This window comes from Mycobacterium malmoense (assembly GCF_019645855.1).
GTDB classification, from domain to species: Bacteria; Actinomycetota; Actinomycetes; order Mycobacteriales; family Mycobacteriaceae; genus Mycobacterium; species Mycobacterium malmoense.
Genome location: NZ_CP080999.1, coordinates 369,137 through 390,305, shown reverse-complemented (window position 1 = coordinate 390,305; position 21,169 = coordinate 369,137). Strand labels below are relative to the sequence as shown.

The window sequence follows — 21,169 nt, the reverse complement described above, 5'->3', positions numbered from 1 at the left end:
AAGAAGATGGAAGGATGGCGGGGTGACAGTTGAGGCCATCCGATCGGGCATCGACCTGAGCTACGTCGACGCGAACGCCCGACCCCAAGACGACCTGTTCGGCCATGTCAACGGCCGCTGGCTGGCCGAATACGAGATACCCCCGGACCGGGCGACCGACGGCGCCTTCCGCGACCTGTTCGACCGGGCCGAAGAGCAGGTGCGCGACCTGATCGTCGAAGCCAGCCAGGAAGGCGCGCCAGGGGGCACGGATCAACGACGCATCGGCGACCTCTACGCCAGCTTCCTGGACGAGGAGGCCGTCGAACGCAGGGGCCTGCAACCGCTGCACGACGAGCTGGCCTTGATCGACGACGCGGCCGACCCTGTCAAGCTGGCCGCGGCGTTGGGCGCCCTGCAGCGCACCGGGGTGGGCGGCGGCGTGGCGCTGTATGTGGACACCGACGCCAAGGATTCGGCCCGTTACCTGGTGCACTTCGCCCAGTCCGGCATCGGATTGCCCGATGAATCGTATTTCCGCGACGAGCGGCACGCCCAGGTGCTGGCGGCGTACCCGGGACACATCGCGCGGATGTTCGACCTCGTCTTCGGCGGCGACACACGCGATCACGCCGAGACCGCGGCGCGGATCGTGGAGCTGGAGAGCAAGCTCGCCGCCGCGCACTGGGATGTGGTCAAGCGCCGCGACGCCGACCTCACGTACAACCTGCGCACCTTCGCCGAGCTGCAGACCGATGCGGTGGGCTTCGACTGGACCGGCTGGGTGACCGCGCTCGGCGGTACTCCGGATGCCCTCGCGGAATTGGTTGTGCGCCAACCGGATTACCTCACCGCGTTCGCCGCGCTCTGGGAGAGCGTCGACCTCGACGCCTGGAAGTCTTGGGCGCGTTGGCGCGTGATCCGCGCCCGCGCCCCCTGGCTGACCGACGACCTGATCGCCGCGGACTTCGACTTCTACGGCCGCCTGCTGACCGGAGCCGAGCAGATCCGGGACCGCTGGAAGCGCGGGGTGTCGCTGGTGGAGGGCCTGATGGGCGATGCCGTCGGAAAGCTTTACGTGCAGCGGCATTTCCCGCCGGGCGCCAAGGCGCGCATCGACGCCCTGGTGGACAACCTGCAAGAGGCATACCGGGTCAGCATCGGCGAACTGGACTGGATGACGCCGCAGACCCGGCAGCGCGCGCTGGCCAAGCTGGACAAGTTCACCGCCAAGGTCGGCTACCCGGCGAAGTGGCGCGACTACTCGAAGCTGGTGATCGACCGCGACGACCTCTACGGCAACTACCAACGCGGCTACGCGGTCAACCACGACCGCGAGCTGGCCAAGCTCGGCGGCCCGGTGGACCGCGACGAATGGTTCATGACACCGCAGACCGTCAACGCCTACTACAACCCGGGGATGAACGAAATCGTTTTCCCCGCAGCCATTTTGCAGCCACCGTTCTTCGACGCCGAGGCCGACGACGCCGCCAACTACGGCGGGATCGGCGCGGTGATCGGACACGAGATCGGGCACGGCTTCGACGACCAGGGCGCCAAGTACGACGGCGACGGCAACCTGGTCGACTGGTGGACCGACGACGACCGCACCGAGTTCGGCGCCCGCACAAAGGCTCTCATCGAGCAGTACGACGGCTTCGTGCCGCGTGGGCTGGGCGACGGGCACCACGTCAACGGCGCGTTCACCGTCGGGGAGAACATCGGCGACCTGGGCGGGTTGTCCATCGCGCTGCTGGCCTACCAGCTGTCGCTTGGCGGTCAGCGTGCACCGGTGACCGACGGTCTGTCCGGCGTGCAGCGCGTGTTCTACGGCTGGGCTCAGGTGTGGCGAACCAAATCACGTGAGGCAGAAGCGATCCGGCGGTTGGCGGTGGACCCGCACTCGCCGCCGGAGTTCCGATGCAACGGCGTCGTCCGCAATATCGGCGCCTTCTACGACGCCTTCGGCGTCGCCGAGGGCGACGCGCTATTCCTGGACCCCCAACGCAGGGTCCGCATCTGGAACTAGGGTCGCGTCCCCTCGCGAGCAGACGTAGAATCGCACGAATCCGCTTGGCGGCGTGCGATTCTGCGTCTGCTCGCCAGTAGCGGCAGGCTAGGTCTGCCAGTCGTTGGAACCGTCGTTCTTCTTGTAGTCGCCGCCGCTGGAGTTCTTCACGATGATCGGATCCCCGGCGCCGAAGTTGTCGAAGAACCACTTCGCATTGCTGGGGCTGATGTTGATGCAGCCGTGGCTGACGTCGCGCTTACCCTGATCGTCCACCGACCACGGGGCGCTGTGCACGAAGTCGCCGACATTGTCGAACCGGACGGCCAGGTCGACGGTCACCTTGTAGCCGTATGTCGAGTTGACCGGGACCCCGTAGGTAGACGAATCCATCACCACCGAGGGCATCTTCTCTTGCACGTAGTAGGTGCCGTTGGGGGTTTGGTGATTACCGGCCGACATGCCCATCGACATGGGGATGGTCTTTTCCACGGTGCCGTTGCGCGTGACGGTCAGCTGGTGGGTCGCGTCGTCCGCCGTGGCGATCAGGGTGTCCCCGGTCTGGAAGCTGGACACCGTGCCGCCGGCGTCAACCGTCACGGCGGTATGCGCGGGCCAGAAGCTCAACGGCCGCCAGCGCAGCTGGGTCGGGGTCATCCAATAGAACTTGCCGGGCACCGGCGGGACCGACGAGACGTGCACGGCGTCGATGGCCGCGCCGGCGTCATCGACGCGCCCCGGGAAATTGATGATGATCGGCTGACCCACCCCCACCGTCGAGCCGCTCTTCGGGACGAACGACGGCGGCCCGAAGGGCGGCGTGCCCGTGAACGGCGTCGGGTTCTGCCCGGCGGCGGGGCCCGCGAACACCGGTTGCGCCCCGGGGAAAGCGAACGGCGGCGGCGCCAGCGGGTCGGCGGGAGGCTGCGCCGCCAACGGGTCGGGCGGCGGCGCGGGCGGGCCGGGTGGCGCGGCAACCGCCCCGGGATCGCCGGGCGCCGGGTCCGGATCCGCCAGCGCGGGGCCCGCACCCAGCACCAGCACCCCGCCCAACACCGAAGCCAATCCGGCTGCCCGCAGAGCGGCGAAGACGCTTCCCCTCGTCCAGCCCGACATATGCACCCCTCCCGTCACTTTCTGGAAACAGTGTGGCATAGCGCTGGTGCCAGCTATCTCGTCGCAGGCCGGCGGCGGGCCGGCCGGCGGTGCGATTCACGCCACTGACCTGCGCAGCTATGAATTGCGTGAGCTCAGCGTGGCAACGTCCAGCACCTGCCGGTTGACCGCGGCGCCGGCCAGCGCGACACCCATCAACGCAGCCGAGGCCGTCAGCATCAGCGCAACATTGCGCTCGTAGAGCAGCCCGCCCAGCAGCGAGCCGGCCATGATGCCCACCTGAAACGCCGTCACGTACAGGCCCGAAGCGCCGTCGGGATCGTCGGCCCCACTGCGCATCGCGGCGGATTGCATCATCGGCGACACGGCGGTGGCCATCGCGCCCCACAACACGATCGCACCCGCCCCGATCAGCACCATCGAGTAATGGGTCGCGGCGGTCCGGCCGCCGAACGCGAGCGCGGTCAGCACCACGAACGCGGCCGTCAACCCCGCCATGCACACGATGATGGCTCCCCTGGGGCGGCGATCCAGGGGCCGGGCCACCAGCCCGACGGCAACCACCCCGGCGGCGCCATAGGCCGCCAGCACCCAGGCCAGATTCGGTCCGCGCACGCCGACAACGTCGCGGATGATCACCACGATGTAGGTGTATGACACGAAATGGCCGGTGACGCCGACCATGGTGATCAGGCTCACGATGATCAGCCGGGGATTGCGATGGTGACGCGCCCGCGGACCCACGCATTTGAGCTGGTCGGCGCTGAGCGCCATCTCGGGCAGCAAAAGCCGGGCCGCGACGGTGACGACGGCCGCGGCGACGGTGACGCAGACCGCGGCCAGCCGCCAGCCCCACATCAGGCTCATCGCGGCCGTGAGCGGGCTGCCGATCACCAGCGCCAGGCTGGTTCCGATGTAGATCGACATGGTGGCGCGGCCGGCATGGCTCGGCGGCACCAGCCGGGTGGCGATCGGGGCGATGATCGACCACAGCAGGCCGTGCGTGACCGCGCAGAGCACCCGCCCGCCGGCCAGCACCGCGAAGTTGGGTGCCAGCGCCGAGATGAGCTGGGAGGCGGTCAGGCAGACCAGGCTGAACACCAACGCGCGCCGGCGCGGCCAGTGCGCCGTCCAGCGCACCAGCGGAAACGTCGACAGGGCCGCCACCAGCGCGTACCACGTCAACAGGGTTCCCACCAGGACCACGCTGACGTGCAGGTTTCGCGCGATCGCCGACAGCGCCCCCACCGGCAGGATCTCGGCGGTGACATAAGTAAAGGCCGCCGCCGCCAACACCGCCAGCTGCGCCGCGACCCGTGGCGTCCACGTTCGCGCGGCGGTGGTGGCGGTTGCGGTTTCGGCGGTCATGGCGTCGGTTGTGGAATCGGCGGGTTGTAGTTCCCCGCCCGATCACACTGTTCTTACCGTACGCACTGCAGCGGCGGGTTCACCCAAATTTTCGTTTCAACACGCCTATCGACAAAGTCGGTGGTCAGGAGCGAACCAGGCGCGCGATGGCGGCGGAGGCTTCGGCAAGCTTCTCGTCGGCGTCGTCGCCGCCCGCGGCCACGGCGCGGGTCACGCAGTGGCTCAGGTGCTCGTCGAGCAGGTTCAGCGCCACCGAACGCAAGGCGCTGTTGACGGCGCTGATCTGGGTGAGGACGTCGATGCAGTATTTGTCTTCTTCGATCATCCGTGCGATGCCACGGACTTGGCCCTCGATGCGCCGCAGCCGCTTGGCGTAATTGTCCTTCTGCTGCGAATACCCGTGTGTGGTCGTCATTTCCGTGCCAAACCTTCCCGCTGCGCGTCTGCCTCGAGGCCTCGCGTCGTCGATCCCGCGTGCGCCGAGTCTACCTCATACCCCGGCGGGGTATGACCCCGCGCATTTGCGGCGCGATCGGCCCGCGCATACTTGCAGGATGGCCATAACCACCGATTCGTCTCCAGTCACCGACATCAAACCGCGTAGTCGTGACGTCACCGACGGCCTGGAGAAGGCCGCCGCCCGCGGCATGTTGCGGGCCGTCGGCATGGGAGACGAGGACTTCGCCAAGCCGCAAATCGGGGTGGCGTCGTCATGGAACGAGATCACGCCCTGCAACCTCTCCCTGGAACGACTCGCCATGGCGGTCAAGGAGGGGGTGTTCGCGGCGGGCGGCTACCCGCTGGAGTTCGGCACGATCTCGGTTTCCGACGGCATCTCGATGGGCCACGAGGGGATGCATTTCTCGCTACCGTCCCGGGAGTTGATCGCCGACAGCGTGGAAACCGTGATGCAGGCCGAGCGCCTCGACGGCTCGGTGCTGCTGGCCGGGTGCGACAAATCCTTGCCCGGGATGCTGATGGCCGCGGCACGGCTGAACCTGGCGGCCGTGTTCCTCTACGCGGGCTCCATTTTGCCGGGCGTCGCCAAACTCTCCGACGGCAGCGAGCGCGAGGTCACCATCATCGACGCCTTCGAGGCGGTGGGCGCGTGCGCTCGCGGGTTGATGCCGCGGGAGGACGTCGACGCCATCGAGCGGGCGATCTGCCCCGGCGAGGGGGCCTGTGGCGGCATGTACACCGCCAACACCATGGCCTGTGCCGCCGAGGCGCTCGGCATGTCCCTGCCGGGCAGCGCGGCGCCGCCGGCGACCGACCGCCGCCGCGACGGGTTCGCGCGCCGCAGCGGTCAGGCCGTCATCGAGCTGCTGCGGCACGGCATCACCGCCCGCGACATCCTCACCAAGGAGGCGTTCGAGAACGCGATCGCGGTGGTGATGGCGTTCGGCGGCTCGACCAACGCGGTGCTGCACCTGCTGGCCATCGCCCACGAGGCCGACGTCGCGCTCTCCCTCGACGACTTCAGCCGGATCGGGTCGAAGGTGCCGCACCTGGCCGACGTCAAGCCGTTCGGCCGCCACGTCATGTCCCACGTCGACCACATCGGCGGCGTGCCGGTGGTCATGAAGGCGCTGCTGGACGCGGGCCTGCTGCATGGTGACTGCCTGACCGTGTCCGGTGCGACCGTGGCCGAGAATCTCGCCGCCATTGCCCCGCCCGACCCGGACGGCAAGGTGCTGCGGGCGCTGGACAACCCCATTCACCCGACTGGGGGCATCACCATCCTGCGCGGATCACTGGCGCCCGAGGGGGCGGTGGTCAAGACGGCCGGCCTGGACTCCGACATATTCGAAGGCACGGCAAGGGTTTTCGACGGCGAGCGGGCCGCCCTGGACGCCCTCGAAGACGGCACCATCGCCAAGGGCGACACCGTGGTGATCCGCTACGAAGGCCCCAAGGGCGGCCCCGGGATGCGCGAAATGCTCGCTATCACCGGCGCCATCAAGGGCGCGGGTCTGGGCAAGGACGTTCTGCTGTTGACCGACGGCCGGTTCTCCGGCGGGACGACCGGCTTTTGCGTGGGACACATCGCCCCGGAAGCGGTCGACGGCGGGCCGATCGCCTTGCTGCGAGACGGCGACCGCATCCGGCTCGACGTCAAGGGCGCCGCGCTGGACGTGCTGGTCGACCCGGCCGAATTCGAAGCGCGGAGAAAGGGTTTCGCCCCACCCCCGCCGCGCTACCAGACGGGCGTGTTGGCCAAGTACGTCAAGCTGGTCGGCTCGGCCGCGACCGGCGCAGTCTGCGGCTGACTTTTCTCGGCGCGAGCGTGCGTGTCTGCACACGACACGCCGGCTAGCGGCGGCATTCTGCGCACGCTCGCGCCAAGGGGGTTAGGTGGCGGCGCGTGTGCGCATGCCGAAGTAGGTGGCGGTCATGCCCAAAAGGGTCACCACCGCGCCGGCGACGACGTTCGACCAGATTATGCCGGCGGTCAGCGCGAGGCCCGGCAGAATCCACGGCGAGACGATGATCCACAGGCCGAGCACCGGCAGCGTCCACGTCATCCCGTGCGTGCGGTCCAGTGCCGCCGCGAACCCGTACGCCAAGACCGCGACCGCGATCCCGGCGATGAAGTCGCAGCGGGCAAGGGATCTCGTCGCGCTGAACCCGACGATCCACGGTGAGGCAGCCACATACAGGCCCGTCAGCAGGGCCAGGCCGAAGGTGACGTGCGCGCTCATCGACTCGGCGGCGCGCTCGTAGCCGGCGCGCAGAGCCAACAAATCGGGGTGGTGATCGATTGATGAATGGACTGTACTCATTTCGCAACCTTTCTGTTACGCGGCAAGCCCGTTGCGCAACAAGCACTGCGGGCCCGTCGCAACCATCCATCTGCCGTCAAGGTTACGCCCGAATGCCGCGCGCCAGCAACGAAAATCGGGCCTCGGCGGGCCCGCTACCGCAGCACCGCGAACGCGAAACCGTCCCAGTGCTTGGCCCCGACGGTCTGGATCACCGACGTGTCCAGCCGAGGGTGCTCGCCCATCACCTGCAGCGTCTGGCGCGTCGCCCGCACCCGGGCGTCAGCGGACTCCGGCTCCAGGATCTGGCCGTCGCGAATGACGTTGTCCACCACGATGACTGAGCCGGGGCGGGCCAGCCGGACCGCCCACTCCAGATACGCGACATTGTTTTCTTTGTCGGCGTCGATGAACACCAGGTCGAAGGGGCCACCGGTCAGCGTCGGCAACGTGTCCAGCGCGGCGCCGACGATCACCTCCACCCGGTCGGCGACGCCGGCGCGCTCCAGGTTGGCTCGCGCGACCTCGGCGTGCTTGGGCTCGTATTCCAGCGTCACCACCCGGCCCTGCGGTCCGGCGCCGCGCGCCAGCCAGATGGTGCTGAAGCCACCCAGCGTGCCGATCTCGAGGATGCGGCGCGCCTGGATCGCCCCGGCCAACAGGGACAGGAACTTGCCCTGCTGCGCCGATACGGCGATCGGGGGCAGCCCGGCCGCGTCGCTGGCCTCTCGCGCCGCGGTCAATGCCGGATCGTCGCCAACCACTGTGCTGTCCAAGAAAGCGTCGACGTCTTGCGGAGTTGGTTTGTCGGTCATGCCGCCAACGCTAGCCGGGCGCGCCCGCCTCGGCCCGGCCTGTAGCGGAACGGCCACGACATAGGAGAGCTCAACCCGGTCCGGTACTGCGTTCGGGCCTTACCGCTCGAGCCGATCACCGCCCGAACGCGCGGCCGGTCAGCTCGACCGTGGCCGACAGCCGCGGCGTGATCGCCGAGGTGCCGACCGCCACCGTGTAACCGCCCGGTGCGATGCGCCAGGTGCTCGCGTCGTAGCGGGCAAGCAGGCGTGGATCCGCCTCGATGGTCACCCGGCGCGTGGCGCCCGGTTCCAGCTCGACCCGCTCGAATCCCAGCAACCGTAGGCGTTGCCCGCCGGGGACCGCGGTCAGATACAGCTGCGGGACGTCGGCGCCGCCGCGGTCGCCGACGTTGACGACGCTGAAGCTCGCGGTGACGGTGTCACCGCCGCCGACGACCAGATCGCGGTACTCAAACCCGGTGTAGGACAAGCCATGCCCGAACGCGAACAGCGGTGCCTGGCCGGTCGCCGCGAACCAGCGGTAGCCGACGTCGGCCCCCTCGAAGTAGTCGACCGTGGTCGGCGTCCCCCACGGCGCGCCGAGGTCGGGTAGCTCCGGACGCGGCGTCTGGCCGAGATCGACTGGGAAGGTGATCGGCAGCCGGCCCGACGGGTTCACCTGGCCGGCAAGGACTTCCGCGATGGCACGGCCACCGGCCTGACCCGGGTACCACGCCTGCACGACGGCGTTCACCGAGCCCAACCACGGCATGGCCACCGGGTTCCCGGTCTCCAGCACCACAACGGTATTCGGGTTCGCGGCGGACACCGCGGTGATCAGCGCGTCCTGGCCCCACGGCAGCGACAGGCCGGCGCCGTCAAAGCCCTCCCCTTCGGCGCGGAGCGCGAACACGATCGCGACGTCGGCCCGCCGCGCCGCCAGCGCGGCCTCGGCCGGGCCGACGCCGGGATCGAATTCGATGTGCGCGTGGGGAAGTTGCTTTCGCAACTCCTCCAGCGGGCTCGACGGCAGCACGTACAGATTCCGCAGGCCCGCCTCCAGGCCCGGGCCGCCGATCGGGATCACGGCCGCATAGCCGCCCGGGGGAACGACGGCGCTCGAGCCGTAGCCGGCCGGAACGCCCAGGTGTGCGTAGCCGCCGATCACGGCGATGCGCGCGGTCGACTCGCGCCCCAGGGGCAGCACCCCGCGGTTGGTCAGCAGGACGATGCCCTGCCGCGCGATCTGCAAGGCAATCTCGTTGTGCGCGTCCATATCCGGCGCCGGCACCGCTTCGCGCCGGTCGATTCCGACCGCAAACATCGACCGCAGAATCCGCCGAACCATGTCCGACAGGCGCTCATTGGGCAGCCTGCCGTCGGCATGCGCGGCCCGCAGGCTCTCGCCGAACGCCTCCGACCCCCACAGCAGCGCGTCGAGCTGCGCACCGCATTCTTGGTCGAGGCCGCCCAGAGCGCATTCCCAGCTCGGCGTTGCGCCCCAATCCGACATCACCCAACCGCGATATCCCCAGGCGCCTTTCAGCACCTCGTCGATCAAGGCGTCGTTCGCGGCGGCGTAGGCGCCGTTGACCTTGTTGTAGGCCGTCATCACGGCGCCGGGCCGCGAGCGCTCGATGGCGATCTCGAAGGCCAGCAGATCGGATTCGCGATGCGCGTCGGGATCGATGACCGCATTCAAGAAGTGCCGGTTGGTCTCGTTGCAGTTCAGCGAGTAGTGCTTGACCGTCGAAATGACGCCCTGCCGCTGTATCCCGGTGACCGATTCCGCGGCCATCGCCGCGGTCAAAAGCGGGTCCTCGGAAAGGTATTCGAAGTTGCGGCCGTTGCGCGGGTCGCGGGCGAGGTTCATTGCGCCCGCGAGCTGCACGTTGAACCCGCGGCCGCGCGCCTCTCGACCGATCACCTCACCCGCGGCGTGGGCCAGCGACGGGTCGAAACCGGCGGCCAGCGCCAGCCCGGCGGGCAGCGCGGTGGCCGTGTCGCCCGGGCGGTAGCCGGGGTTGGTGACGCCGAGGCCGGCGTCGCTCATCAGCAGCGCCGGCACACCGAGCCGCGGAATCCCGGGCACATACCCGGCGCTCATCGGAACGCCCGGCGGGATGCGCTCATCCCGCAGCGGCCACAGTTCGCTGGCCCCCATCACCCCGACCAGCAGCGAGAATCGCTCGTCGTCGGTCATCTGGGCTTCGATCTCGCACGCCCGGGCGTCGGGGTCGTCTAGTTGGCTCACCGCACGCCCTCCTTGGCGTACACGACACGCAGCACGTGCCCCAGTTCCGGCCCCATCACCAGCTCCGCCAGCCCACAGATCGTCGCGACGAACTCCCGACCGTGCGGCGGCTGCGCCTGACACAGGTGGTGCGCCACCTCATGGAGCACCACCAGCTCGCGCAGCGCCCAGTCGGCGGAGTCACGATCGGGAACCGCGATAACGCCTGCGCCATCATGGTTTTCGTAGTGCGCCGCGGTGGCCGCCCGCCGCGCCCGCACCCGCAGCGGCGGCACGTCCGGCCAGCGTTGCCGCACCGCCGGCAGCGCAAGCACGTCGTCGACATAGCGCTGTACCGAGGCGACCGACCCGAATCGGCCCTCGGGCGGAAGCGTCAGCTGCGTGCCGAAAAAATCCACGGCGGGTGATCCGTGTTCGGCGGCCCGGCCGAACAGCGTCCGGACGAACTCCTCGGCCGCATAGACCCTCGCGCGCTGAGAGTCCCGTAGCGAATCCCCCGGAGTCACCCGCGGAGCGCGCTCCGCGCCCCGGGCAGTTCGGGGCTATTGCCCAGCCGCGCCCTCTTGCCGGCCCGGTCACCGGCGCGGCGCGCCGCCGACGAATATCCGGCCGTGGCGCTGCTGGCCCGCCAGGTGCCGCGCGCCCTGGACGCGCCGCGGTAGTAGTCGTGCAGCTCGACTTCCTTGTCCCGCAAGGCGATAGCGGTGCCCGGTGGACGACGGCGGTCCTCGGTGGCCTCGCGCCGGGCCTGGTCGCGGGCCTCGGCCAGCCGCTGACCGACGCGGGCGCCGAAGGCCAGCTGGAAGTTGAGCCGGGCGGTGATCGTCGGGGTGGGCCGGTGCGCGCCCGAGGCGAGGTAGGCGTCCGAGGCCCGCACCATCTGGACAACCAGGCTGGCGTACAGGGCGTGGCTGGCGTCGATGTCCTCGGGGAACCCGTACGCGTAGAGGAACGTCGAATTCGACGCCACATCGCAGCGCACGTCGTTGGCCGCAGCGATCAGCACGAAAAGCTGCACATACGTCCGCAACCCCTTGGTCCCCGCCGGCCCGATGGTGATCGTCCGCTGCATCGGGGCCTGCGTCGGCGAGCGGTTGGCCGCATGAGACCGCGCCACCGCCAGGTCGATAGAGGCCGCCGTCGCCAACCGTTGCGCGGCGCCCATGAAGGCGTCGGCCTCGTGCGGGTTGTCGGTGCCTTCGGCCTGGCGCAGCAGCGCGCCGATGCGGGCCAGCATTTTGTCGTCGGTCATCTGCGCCGCTCCTCCCCGTTGCTTCGCACCGCATCGTCGCCGGCGTCGGTCATCTGCGCCGCTCCTCCCCGTTGCTTCGCACCGCATCGTCGCCGGCGTCGGTCATCTGCGCCGCTCCTCCCCGTTGCTTCGCACCGCATCGTCGCCGGCGCGGGTCATGGCGCCAAGCTACGGGAGCGGTACGACACGTCGTTCATAGCAGATCAGAGCCGTTTCACGATCCAGGAGACCACGTCATCGAGCACCTGGTCGCGCTCCGGCTCGTTGAAGACCTCGTGGTACAGCCCGGGATAGACCTTCAACGTGACGTCGCTCGATCCCACGCACTCGACAAGGCGGCGGCTGCCGGCCACGGGGATCAGCCGGTCGTCGGCGCCGTGCACCACCAGCAGCGGCGCGGTCAACGCCGGTGCCCGCCGCGGCATGGTCTCGCCGACCTGCAGCAGCGCGCGGCCGATGCCGGCGGGGACCCTCCCGTGGTACACCAGCGGGTCGGTTTTGTAGGCCGCCACCACCGCGGGATCCCGGGATATGGCGTCGACGTCGAGTTCCTGCACCGGCAGACCGGGCACCAGAACGCCGAGCACTTTGGCGGCCAACGCCAGCAGCGGCGACACCTGATCCTGGGCGGCCACGGCCGGCCCCGACAGCACCATCATGTCGTAGTTGTCCGGGCGTTCGACGCCGTAGGCGAACACGATCGCGCCGCCCATGCTGTGCCCGAGCACGATGCACTTGAGGCCGGGGTGCTCCCGGGTCGCGATGCCGACCAGGGTGTCGAAATCCGCGGTGTACTCGGAGATGTCCCGCACCAGCACCCGCTTGCCGCCGGAGCGGCCGTGCCCACGATGATCCAGCGCGTAGGTGACCAGCCCGGCTTCACCGAAGCGCTGCGCGACGTGGTCGTAGCGGCGGGCATGCTCGCCGAGCCCGTGCGACAGCACGACCACCGCTCGTGGCGCAACGTCCGGCGTCCAGACGTCGTACACGATGCGCACGCCGCCGACACCGTCGAAATTCCGTTCAGTGCGGGTGGTGGTCATTACGGGCAGCGTAGTGGCTGCCGATCCGGGTCGCGTTGCCAGACACTGCGTACGCTCGTGCGGGTGAGCCTTCTCGCGCAAAACTCCGAAGGCGACCCGGCGGCCGGCGGAGACTTCTCGACGCACGCCGAGCCGTACCGTCGTGAACTGCTCGCGCACTGCTACCGGATGACCGGATCGGTGCACGACGCGGAAGACCTGGTGCAAGAGACGCTGCTGCGGGCCTGGAAGGCCTACGACCGTTTCGAGGGCAAGTCGTCGATGCGGACCTGGCTGCACCGCATCGCTACCAACGCCTGCCTGAGCGCGCTGGAGGGCCGGCAGCGCCGGCCGTTGCCGACCGGGTTGGGGGGATCGAGCGCGGACCCGACCGCGGAACTGGTGGAACGCCGCGAGGTGCCCTGGCTGGAGCCCCTGCCCGACCCTTCCGTCATCGTCGGATCGCGTGAGTCGGTGCGGCTGGCGTTTGTCGCTGCGCTGCAACACCTTTCACCCCGGCAACGGGCGGTTCTGCTGCTGCGCGACGTGCTGCAGTGGAAGGCCGCCGAAGTCGCCGCGGCGATCGGCGCCACCACGACCGCCGTCAACAGCCTGCTGCAGCGGGCCCGTTCCCAGCTGGATGCCGTCGGGCCCAGCTCCGACGACCGGTTGGCGGCACCGGATTCGCCGGAGGCGCGGGACCTGCTGGACCGCTACATCGCCGCGTTCGAGTCCTACGACATCGACCGCTTGGTGGAGCTATTCACCGCCGAGGCGGTCTGGGAAATGCCGCCGTACGTCGGCTGGTATCGGGGCGCGCAAGACATCATCACCCTGATTCACCAGCAGTGCCCGGCCGAGTCCGCCGGCGACATGCGCCTGCTGCCGCTGGTCGCCAACGGTCAGCCCGGCGCGGCCATGTACATGCGTGCCGGCGACGTGCACGTGCCGTTTCAGTTGCACGTGCTGGACGTGCGCGACGACGGGGTGTCACGTGTGGTGGCGTTCCTCGACGATACGTTGTTCCCCAAATTCGGGTTGCCTAGCTCGTTATGAGACCGGGGTCAAGGATGCGCAGCACATGACGGATGGCACCAACGTTGTACCCGTGCACGGCAAGCCGCTTCTGCTGTTGGGCGCCTTTGACATCGGCAGCGTCGGTTATGTTGCCGAGGAGTTCTTCGTTTCCGGGACGGCATCGTCCTACACCCCTGAAAACGGGCCGAGTCCCGACGGTCGTTGGAACGTAACGACTTCCGGCACCGCCGATTACACTACTCGGATGGTGGCGTTGACCCCTGCCGATCCGGCACGGTTCAACGGAACGGCACTCGTCGAATGGCTCAATGTGAGCGGCGGAATCGACGCTCCGGCCGTGTGGATGATGGCACACCGCGAAATAGTGCGCGCGGGCTACGCATACGTTGCGGTCTCGGCTCAGCGGGTCGGGATCGAGGGCGGTGCGAGTCTGCTCGGCGCGGACATGTCCTTGAAGAGCCAGGACCCGAAACGCTATGCGTCCCTAGGCCATCCCGGTGACGCCTTCTGCTATGACATCTTTTCCCAGATCGGGAGGCTCGTCGAAGGCGCCGAGCGCAACGGCGTCCTGCGCGGCCTGCGCCCGCGACACGTCGTCGCCCTCGGCGAGTCTCAGTCGGCCATGTTCCTGACGACCTACATCAACGCCGTCGATCCCCTGGCCCGCACCTATGACGGCTTTCTCGTGCATTCCCGATTCGCTTCTGCCGCACCGCTGGACGGCGCTTCCATCTTCGATGGACTCGGTACGTCGCAAGCGGTCAAGTTCCGCCCGGACCTGCGCGTCCCGCTGCTGACGATCATCACCGAAACCGACCTCTTCGGCGGCGCGGATCACGGCTATTACTCCGCGCGGCAGCCGGACAACCCGCGGCTGCGGGTCTGGGAGATCCCCGGCGCCGCCCATGCCGACAACTACACGATTCAAGTAGCCCCGATCGACAGCGGCTCTGCGCCGCTGGACGCCATCGTGGCGGCCTACGCGCCGACCAACATGCTGATGGGACAGCAACTGGCGCACTACATTAACTTCGCCCCACAACATCACTATGTGGTGCAGGCGGCGGTCGCCGCCTTGAACGAATGGGTGAGAACCGGCGAGCCAGCGCACACCGCCGAGCCCATCAAGGTCCGCGAAGGCGCTGGGCCCCAACCCATTCTGGATAACAACGGACTTGCCGAGGGTGGAGTCAGAACCCCATGGGTGGACGTGCCGATCGCCCGGACCTCTGGTCTCGGCGGCGAAGAGAGCATCATGTCCGCGATCTTCGGCTCCGGTGAGCCCTTTGACGCCGCCACGTTGAGCCGGCTCTACCCGAACGGGGCTGATGAGTACCTGTCACGTTTTACGGCCGCGCTCGACGCGGCGATCCGCGCCGGGTTCATCCTGCCGGCGGACCGTGAGGAGATCCTTCAGCTCGCCGCCGCGACGTATCCCCCGTTAGAACAGGCGGCTATCCGGTGACGGCCCTGGCACCGGGCGGACCAGGCCAGCCCCGGTGATCAGCGGCAGGTCCAACGCGGACAGCAGACCGGGCGGTGCCGCGCACACCGCCGGGATGGCATTAACCATCCGCGACGCGCCCGCCACACGCGCGCCCAGGTCGTGGTCGTGGTCCTCGGCCATCTCGAATTCGCACCGCATGCTCGGGGAACCCTCGATCTCCACACGGTAAAGTCCACGGCCCGAGGCCAACCCGTAGCCCAGGTCCTTGGGCTCGATGGAGATGTGCGGCTGCGGCCAATCCGGAGCGATGTCGTCGCGCATCCGCGTCACGTGGTCGATGACGAATGTCGGTTTGCCGCCGACGTGACCGGTCAGCGTCGAACGCATCGCCGCGATCGTCCCGGCCTCGATGTGACCCGTTGGCGTGTCGAAGGACTCGGCGGCCGGCACCCGCTCGTTGCTCTCCTCGATGTTGTCGACCTTGACGCCCAATCCGGCGGCCAGCTGGTGCACGACGGGTCCCCAGCCGAAGGTGAATATTCCCGGCTGGGCCGCGAACGCCTGGTACTCCGGCGGCTTGCCGAATCCAAGGATCTCGTAGACGGCGGACCGGTCCGGGTAGGTCGCGTAGTTGAACATCTCCGTCACCCGAATCGACTCGATGACCCGAGAGACACCCGAAAGCACCAGTGGCAGAACGTCATTGGCGAATCCGGAGTCGATGCCGGTGGTAAAGAACGACACGCCGCCGTCCAGCGCGGCCTGCCGCAGCGGATCGGTGAACGCCGCGTCGACGGCGTCGGGAAAGACCAGCGGCACCACCGAACACGACACCACGTTCTTTCCGGCCCGCAGGATCGACACCATGTCCTGCACGGCCTCCAGCGGCCGCAGGTTGGCGCCGGCGGCATACACCACCGCGTCGGCGTCGCCGGCGAGCATCGCCGCCGGGTCCTGCGTGGCCACCACCCCGACCGGCGCGATGCCACACAGCTCACCCGCGTCGCGACCCGCTTTGGCATCGCTGTGCACGACGACATCGACCAGTTGTAGCTCCGGATGGTCGATCACCCCGCGCAGGGCGATCACGCCCATGGAACCAGGACCCCAAACTCCCACCTTGAACACCAAAGTCTCCTAAGATTAGGACATCTATTCTGAGCTTTTGGACGGATCGTAAGGAGGTGATCGTGGCTACGTCAACCGCCGCGTCAACCGTTAAGTCGCCGCCGACCGGCCGCGTGATGGATGTGCTTGCTGCCCTGGCGGATTCACCGAACGGGCGGACATCGGCCGAGCTGGCGAAGACCTGCAGGATCAGCACCTCGACCTGTGCCCTGGTGCTGGCCGAACTGGAACGGCGCGCCTGGGTGACGCGGCTCGAGGACCGCCGCTACGTGCTGGGTAGCGGATTGTTCGGCCTGGTGCACGGCCTGCGGACGCAGTTCCCCCTGCTGGACCGCGGGCGTGAGGCGCTGCGCTTCCTGCACGATACGCTCGACGCCGGCTGCTCGATGTCGAAGATCGGCGGCCGGCACCTCACCACCGTCGACGCGGTCGGCCACGGCACCGACGGCGAGCACGCCGTCGGCCAGCGCTTCCCCATCGACCCGCCATTCGGCCTGGTCGCGATGGCTTGGCGCGACGCGGATTTCGTCCAAGCCTGGCTGCACCGAGTGATGCCACGCCTGACCCGCACCGAAATCACCCAGCATCAGCGGGTCCTCGCCGATATCCGCGCCCGCGGCTACGGCGCATGGCGGTTCGACGACACCCACCAATCGCTGCACAACCGGTTGTCTGACGTGCTGGCATCGCTCGAGCCGACCGCGCAGGTGACCCGCCAGCTCACCACCCTGATGACGATGGTGACGCTGCAGTCCGTCACCGATACGCTCGAAACCGAGGTGGCTGCAACGGAATTCGTTGTCCTGCCGATCTTCGGGCAGGACGGCCAGCCGGAATACCAAATCGAGATCCACCTGGGTCGCTCGGCCGGGCTGACCCTGGCCGCGCTCGACGCCGCGCTGCTGCACGCGCAGGGGCTGCTCACCGCCGGGGCGGGCCATTAGGCTGGGGTTCATGCCCGCCACCGTGCAGATCCGGCGTGCGACCGACCGGGCCGTCACCACGACATCCTGGCTGGAATCCCGGCATTCGTTCTCGTTCGGCGACCACTACGATCCGCACAACACCCACCACGGGCTGCTCCTGGTCAACAACGACGACCGAGTAAAACTGCGGGCTTCGATACCCATCCGCACCGGGACATGGAGATCATCACCTGGGTGCTGGATGGCGAACTGACACATCAGGATTCCGCCGGCAATCACGGAATCGTCTATCCCGGTCTGGCCCAACGCATGTCGGCCGGCAGCGGAATCCTGCACTCGGAGAAGAACGATTCAGCGACGGAGCCGGTCCGTTTCGTGCAGATGTGGGTAATCCCCGACGAGACCGGCATCTCCCCGAGCTACCAACAGCACGAGGTCGACAAGGAACTGTTGGGCGGCAACCTGGTCACCATCGCCTCGGGCATGCCCGGCCATGACGCGGCCGTCACCCTGCACAACCGCCGCGCGGCGCTGCACGGCGCGCGGCTGCGGCCCGGCGACACGGTGAGCCTGCCAGCCGCGCCCTACCTGCACCTATTTGTCGCGCGCGGCCGGCTCACCTGCGAGGGCGTCGGCGACCTGGACGAGGGTGACGCGGTCCGGTTCACCGACACCGACGGCCGGCGGGTGACCGCAATCGAGCCGTCGGAACTGCTGATCTGGGAGATGCACGCAAAGCTGGGCGACTGAGGCCGCATAGAGTGGGCACGACAGACAGGAGCCCGCATGTCCCAAGCGCAGCCGCGGCACGCGGCGCCGAACCCCAAGCGGAACATCAAGGCAATTCGGACCGTACGATTCTGGGTGGCGCCGCTCGTCATCACCCTGGCGCTGATGTCGGCGCTGTGCGCGCTGTACCTCGGGGGCATCTTGAACCCGATGACCAACCTGCGGCACTTCCCCATCGCCGTGGTGAACGAGGACGCCGGACCGACGGGCGCCCAGATCGTCGACGGCCTGGTCGCCGGGCTGGACAAGAACAAGTTCGACGTCCGGGTGGTGACCCATGACGAGGCCCACCGGCTGCTGGACAGGGCCCAGGTTTACGGGTCGGCCCTGATACCGCCGACCTTCTCGTCGACGCTGCGCGAGTTCGGGGCAAGCGCGGTCGAGCCCACCCGTGCGGAGCGGCCGGCGATCACGATCTCGACCAACCCGCGGGCGGGCACGCTGGGCTCCAGCATCGCCGGCCAGACCCTGACCCAGGCGATGGCCGTGGTCAATGGCAAAGTGGGACAACGGCTTACGGCGGAAGTCGCGGCGCAGACCGGCGGGGCGCCGCTGGCCGGGGCGTCGCAGTCGGGGATCGCCAGCCCGATCGACATCAAGTCGACCGTCTACAACCCCTTGCCCAACGGCACCGGCAACGGGCTGTCGGCGTTCTATTACGCGCTTTTGCTGTTGCTGGCGGGATTTACCGGCAGCATCGTGGTCAGCACGCTGGTGGATGCGCTGCTCGGCTACGTGCCGGCAGAATTCGGCCCGGTGTATCGCTTCGCCGAGCAGGTCAGGATCTCGCGATTCCAGACGTTGCTGCTCAAATGGGCCATGATGGTGCTGCTGGCGCTGCTCACGTCGCTGGTTTACCTGGCGATTGCCGACGACCTCGGCATGCCCATCGACCTCGGCTGGCAATTGTGGGCGTACGGGGTCTTCGCGATCGTCGCGGTCGGCATCACATCCAGTTCGTTGCTCTCCGTGCTGGGCACGGGCGGGCTGCTGGTCAGCATGCTGATCTTCGTGATCCTCGGGTTGCCGTCGGCCGGCGCCACCGTCCCGCTGGAGGCGACGCCGCCGTTCTTTCACTGGCTGGCCGAGTTCGAGCCGATGCACCAGGTGTTCCTGGGCACGCGGTCGCTGCTCTACCTCAACGGCCACGCGGGAACCGGGTTGTCCCAGGCGCTGCTCATGACGACGGTCGGCCTGGTCATCGGCCTGTTGCTGGGGGGCATCGTCACGCACCTCTACGACCGCAAGGGCTTCCACCGGATCCAGGGGGCGGTCGAGATGGCGATCGCCATGGAACATCAAGCGCAACACCAGGCCCGCCAGAGCAAGCGCGAAAGTGCAAGCGAGCAAACGTAATTCCGGCGCGGCTCAAGCGTCATGCGTTTGTTATCAAAGTTGACAGTGTGGTTTGTGTGACTGATGCTGTGAGTGTTGCGTTTAGATCAGTGCCGGAAGGGCTACCGTGCCGACCTCAACTGCCAGCTTGCGCCGGCTGGTGGCCTGCTGCGCCGCCGTGGTCGCATGCGTGACGCTGGCGTGCACCGCGGGACAGCCCGTCGCCCACGCCGCCGACGGACGGGATCTGCTGGCTAACGCCATCAACGCCACCCGGGGTTCGTACCTGGTCTACAACTTCGGGCCCGGCCACCCCACGCCGATGCTCAATGCCGGCGGCGGCTGGTACGAGATGAACAACGGCGGCCATCTGATGATCATCAAGAACGCGGCGGGACGCCTTGCGCCGCACCTGCTGGTGGACAGCCACCGGGGTGATCAGGCGCGCTGCGAGCACAATCCCGGGGCCCGCACCGGCGAGGGGCTGTGGCAGGCGTCGGAGATCTACCCGCCGCTGCAGGCGTGGCAGCGGATGGGGCAGCCGACGATCGCGATCAACGCCAACTTCTTTGACATTCGGCCGCAAAAGGCCGGCTCGTGGCGCCAGACCGGCTGCAGTTCGCCGCTGGGCGCCTTCGTCGACAACACCCACGGCCAGGGCCGGGCCAACCAGGCGGTCACCGGCACCGTCGCGTATCCCGGCAAACAAGGCCTCTCCGGTGGAGGTGAGAGCTGGAGCGCGCTGACGACGATGATCCTGCCCTCGGGCGGTGCGCCGTACGTGGTCTGGCCGCGGGGCAAGAAGGATTACGACGCCGCCACCCCCGTGGTCCAGGACTTGCTCAACAAGAACGAGAGGTTCGTCGCGGTATCCGGAATCGGGTTGTTGGCTCCCGGCAACACCGGACAGCTTCACGACGGCGGCCCCAGCGCGGCGCGAACGGCCCTGGCCTACGCCAAGCAAAAGGACGAGATGTACGTCTTCGAGGGCGGGAGCTACACCCCGGACAACATTCAGGACCTGTTCCGCGGCCTGGGCAGCGACACCGCGGTGCTGCTCGACGGCGGTGGGTCGTCGGCCATTGTGCTGCGCCGCGACACCGGGGGCATGTGGGCCGGTGCCGGGTCGCCCAGGGGATCGTGCGACACCCGCCAGGTTTTGTGCGACTCGCACGAGCGGGCGCTGCCCAGCTGGCTGGCCTTCAACTAGCCACGCCCGCAGGGCTTTTGCTATTGGCCGGCCCGAACAGAAAGATCAGCAGGCTGGCCGCCACCACCGTCGCCGCGACCGCGAACACCGGCGCCACGACGAATCGTGACATCGTCGCGCCGACCAGGGCGCCGGCGCACATGGTGAAAACCACGCTGGCACGCAGCTTTTCGCGGGTGCCCGTGCCGCCGGCCAGCCGGCTGTCCACGCCGAGGCCGACGATGGTCGACGTCAACACGGTGGTGGTGAGCTCCTGGATCCCGAATTGACGGGCGGTGGAGTGCTGCAGGCCGAATGTCACCGCCAGGATGCCGATCACGATGAGCTTGGTGTCGTCGTCATAGCGCAGCACGCCCATGCCCGCCAGGATCGACAGCCCCGTTAACAGCGCGATCTCGATCCCGAAAACCGTGGTGAGCCAGCGCCGCGTCCGCTCACCGAAATACCGTGTCAGCCGGCCCCCGAGGATGGTGGCGCCGACGAAGGTGGGCAGGGCCATGACGACGGCGGTCAGGTCGATGCTGGTCCTCGGCGCCAGCCAGAAGCCGAGAAAGATCACGTTGCCGGTCATGTTGGCCACGAAGACGTGGCCAAGGACCAGGATGCTGATCGAGTCGGCCAAACCGGTCGCAAAGGTCAGCAACAGCAGCGCCACGACGGTGAATCGCTCGGCAACCGGCGAGGTAACGGCCATGGGATGCAATGTCTTTCAGCAGAGTTCGCCGGGCCGGAGCGCAC

At 68.3% G+C, this 21,169-nt stretch carries 17 protein-coding genes and 2 pseudogenes; 8 read left to right on the top strand and 11 right to left on the bottom strand.

The features are described from left to right. Positions 1–22 precede the first annotated feature (22 nt). Positions 23–2,008, top strand: coding sequence for a M13 family metallopeptidase (locus K3U93_RS01820; protein WP_083010684.1), 1,986 nt, complete (start codon positions 23–25; stop codon positions 2,006–2,008). Between the two features lie 87 nt (positions 2,009–2,095). On the opposite strand, the gene K3U93_RS01815 is transcribed toward K3U93_RS01820, so the two are convergent. From K3U93_RS01815 to ricR, 3 genes are all read right to left on the bottom strand, one after another. Then, positions 2,096–3,103 carry a L,D-transpeptidase gene (locus K3U93_RS01815; RefSeq protein WP_083010685.1) on the bottom strand — a complete coding sequence of 336 codons (1,008 nt, stop codon included), beginning with the start codon at positions 3,101–3,103 and terminating at the stop codon, positions 2,096–2,098. 117 nt (positions 3,104–3,220) lie between these two features. Then, entirely contained in the window at positions 3,221–4,471 is a 1,251-nt protein-coding gene (locus K3U93_RS01810; RefSeq protein ID WP_083010686.1) for an MFS transporter, read from the bottom strand. Positions 4,472–4,595: 124 nt separating this feature from the next. After that, positions 4,596–4,886, bottom strand: a complete 291-nt coding sequence (ricR, locus tag K3U93_RS01805) for a copper-sensing transcriptional repressor RicR (protein ID WP_083010687.1) — start codon at positions 4,884–4,886, stop codon at positions 4,596–4,598. A gap of 139 nt (positions 4,887–5,025) precedes the next feature. On the opposite strand from ricR, the gene ilvD reads away from it, so the two are divergent. Further along, positions 5,026–6,741, top strand: coding sequence for a dihydroxy-acid dehydratase (gene ilvD, locus K3U93_RS01800; RefSeq protein WP_071508795.1), 1,716 nt, complete (start codon positions 5,026–5,028; stop codon positions 6,739–6,741). 81 nt (positions 6,742–6,822) lie between these two features. Here ilvD and K3U93_RS01795 read toward each other — a convergent pair whose 3' ends face one another. From K3U93_RS01795 to K3U93_RS01770, 6 genes are all read right to left on the bottom strand, one after another. After that, positions 6,823–7,254 (bottom strand): SPW repeat protein, encoded by a 432-nt coding sequence (locus tag K3U93_RS01795; RefSeq protein ID WP_083010688.1) that lies wholly within the window; start codon positions 7,252–7,254, stop codon positions 6,823–6,825. Positions 7,255–7,388: 134 nt separating this feature from the next. Continuing rightward, positions 7,389–8,048: an O-methyltransferase gene (locus tag K3U93_RS01790; protein ID WP_083010689.1), complete on the bottom strand. Its 660-nt coding sequence runs from the start codon at positions 8,046–8,048 to the stop codon at positions 7,389–7,391. 115 nt (positions 8,049–8,163) lie between these two features. After that, on the bottom strand, positions 8,164–10,233 hold the full coding sequence (locus K3U93_RS01785) for a glycoside hydrolase family 3 protein (RefSeq protein WP_083010718.1): 2,070 nt from the start codon (positions 10,231–10,233) through the stop codon (positions 8,164–8,166). Positions 10,234–10,280: 47 nt separating this feature from the next. Further along, positions 10,281–10,790, bottom strand: coding sequence for a TIGR04338 family metallohydrolase (locus tag K3U93_RS01780; protein ID WP_083010690.1), 510 nt, complete (start codon positions 10,788–10,790; stop codon positions 10,281–10,283). Next, complete coding sequence (locus K3U93_RS01775) at positions 10,787–11,536, bottom strand: DUF2786 domain-containing protein (protein WP_071508791.1); 750 nt, start codon at positions 11,534–11,536, stop codon at positions 10,787–10,789. The genes K3U93_RS01780 and K3U93_RS01775 overlap by 4 nt, the downstream gene beginning before the upstream one ends. 203 nt (positions 11,537–11,739) lie before the next feature. Next, complete coding sequence (locus K3U93_RS01770; RefSeq protein ID WP_071508790.1) at positions 11,740–12,579, bottom strand: alpha/beta hydrolase; 840 nt, start codon at positions 12,577–12,579, stop codon at positions 11,740–11,742. On the opposite strand from K3U93_RS01770, the pseudogene K3U93_RS01765 reads away from it, so the two are divergent. Next, positions 12,527–13,614 (top strand): annotated as a pseudogene (locus tag K3U93_RS01765) (sigma-70 family RNA polymerase sigma factor). The gene K3U93_RS01770 and the pseudogene K3U93_RS01765 overlap by 53 nt on opposite strands. A 25-nt stretch (positions 13,615–13,639) precedes the next feature. Next, a complete protein-coding gene (locus tag K3U93_RS01760) occupies positions 13,640–15,061 on the top strand; it encodes an alpha/beta hydrolase domain-containing protein (protein WP_083010692.1) in 1,422 nt (473 codons plus the stop codon). On the opposite strand, the gene K3U93_RS01755 is transcribed toward K3U93_RS01760, so the two are convergent. Further along, on the bottom strand, positions 15,038–16,171 hold the full coding sequence (locus K3U93_RS01755) for an NAD(P)H-dependent amine dehydrogenase family protein (protein WP_083010693.1): 1,134 nt from the start codon (positions 16,169–16,171) through the stop codon (positions 15,038–15,040). The genes K3U93_RS01760 and K3U93_RS01755 overlap by 24 nt on opposite strands. Positions 16,172–16,287: 116 nt before the next feature. Here K3U93_RS01755 and K3U93_RS01750 point away from each other — a divergent pair, with 116 nt between their 5' ends. The 4 genes and pseudogenes from K3U93_RS01750 to K3U93_RS01735 all read left to right on the top strand — a co-directional run bounded on the left by K3U93_RS01750 (position 16,288) and on the right by K3U93_RS01735 (position 20,431). Then, entirely contained in the window at positions 16,288–17,115 is an 828-nt protein-coding gene (locus K3U93_RS01750) for a MarR family transcriptional regulator (protein ID WP_083010694.1), read from the top strand. 10 nt (positions 17,116–17,125) lie between these two features. Further along, a pseudogene (locus K3U93_RS01745) lies at positions 17,126–17,847 on the top strand (pirin family protein). A gap of 36 nt (positions 17,848–17,883) precedes the next feature. Continuing rightward, positions 17,884–19,242 (top strand): YhgE/Pip domain-containing protein, encoded by a 1,359-nt coding sequence (locus K3U93_RS01740; RefSeq protein WP_083010695.1) that lies wholly within the window; start codon positions 17,884–17,886, stop codon positions 19,240–19,242. An 85-nt stretch (positions 19,243–19,327) separates the two neighbouring features. Further along, entirely contained in the window at positions 19,328–20,431 is a 1,104-nt protein-coding gene (locus K3U93_RS01735; RefSeq protein ID WP_176219974.1) for a phosphodiester glycosidase family protein, read from the top strand. Here the strand turns inward: K3U93_RS01735 and K3U93_RS01730 are convergent. Then, complete coding sequence (locus tag K3U93_RS01730; RefSeq protein ID WP_083010696.1) at positions 20,424–21,125, bottom strand: YoaK family protein; 702 nt, start codon at positions 21,123–21,125, stop codon at positions 20,424–20,426. The genes K3U93_RS01735 and K3U93_RS01730 overlap by 8 nt on opposite strands. Between the last annotated feature and the right edge of the window lie 44 nt (positions 21,126–21,169).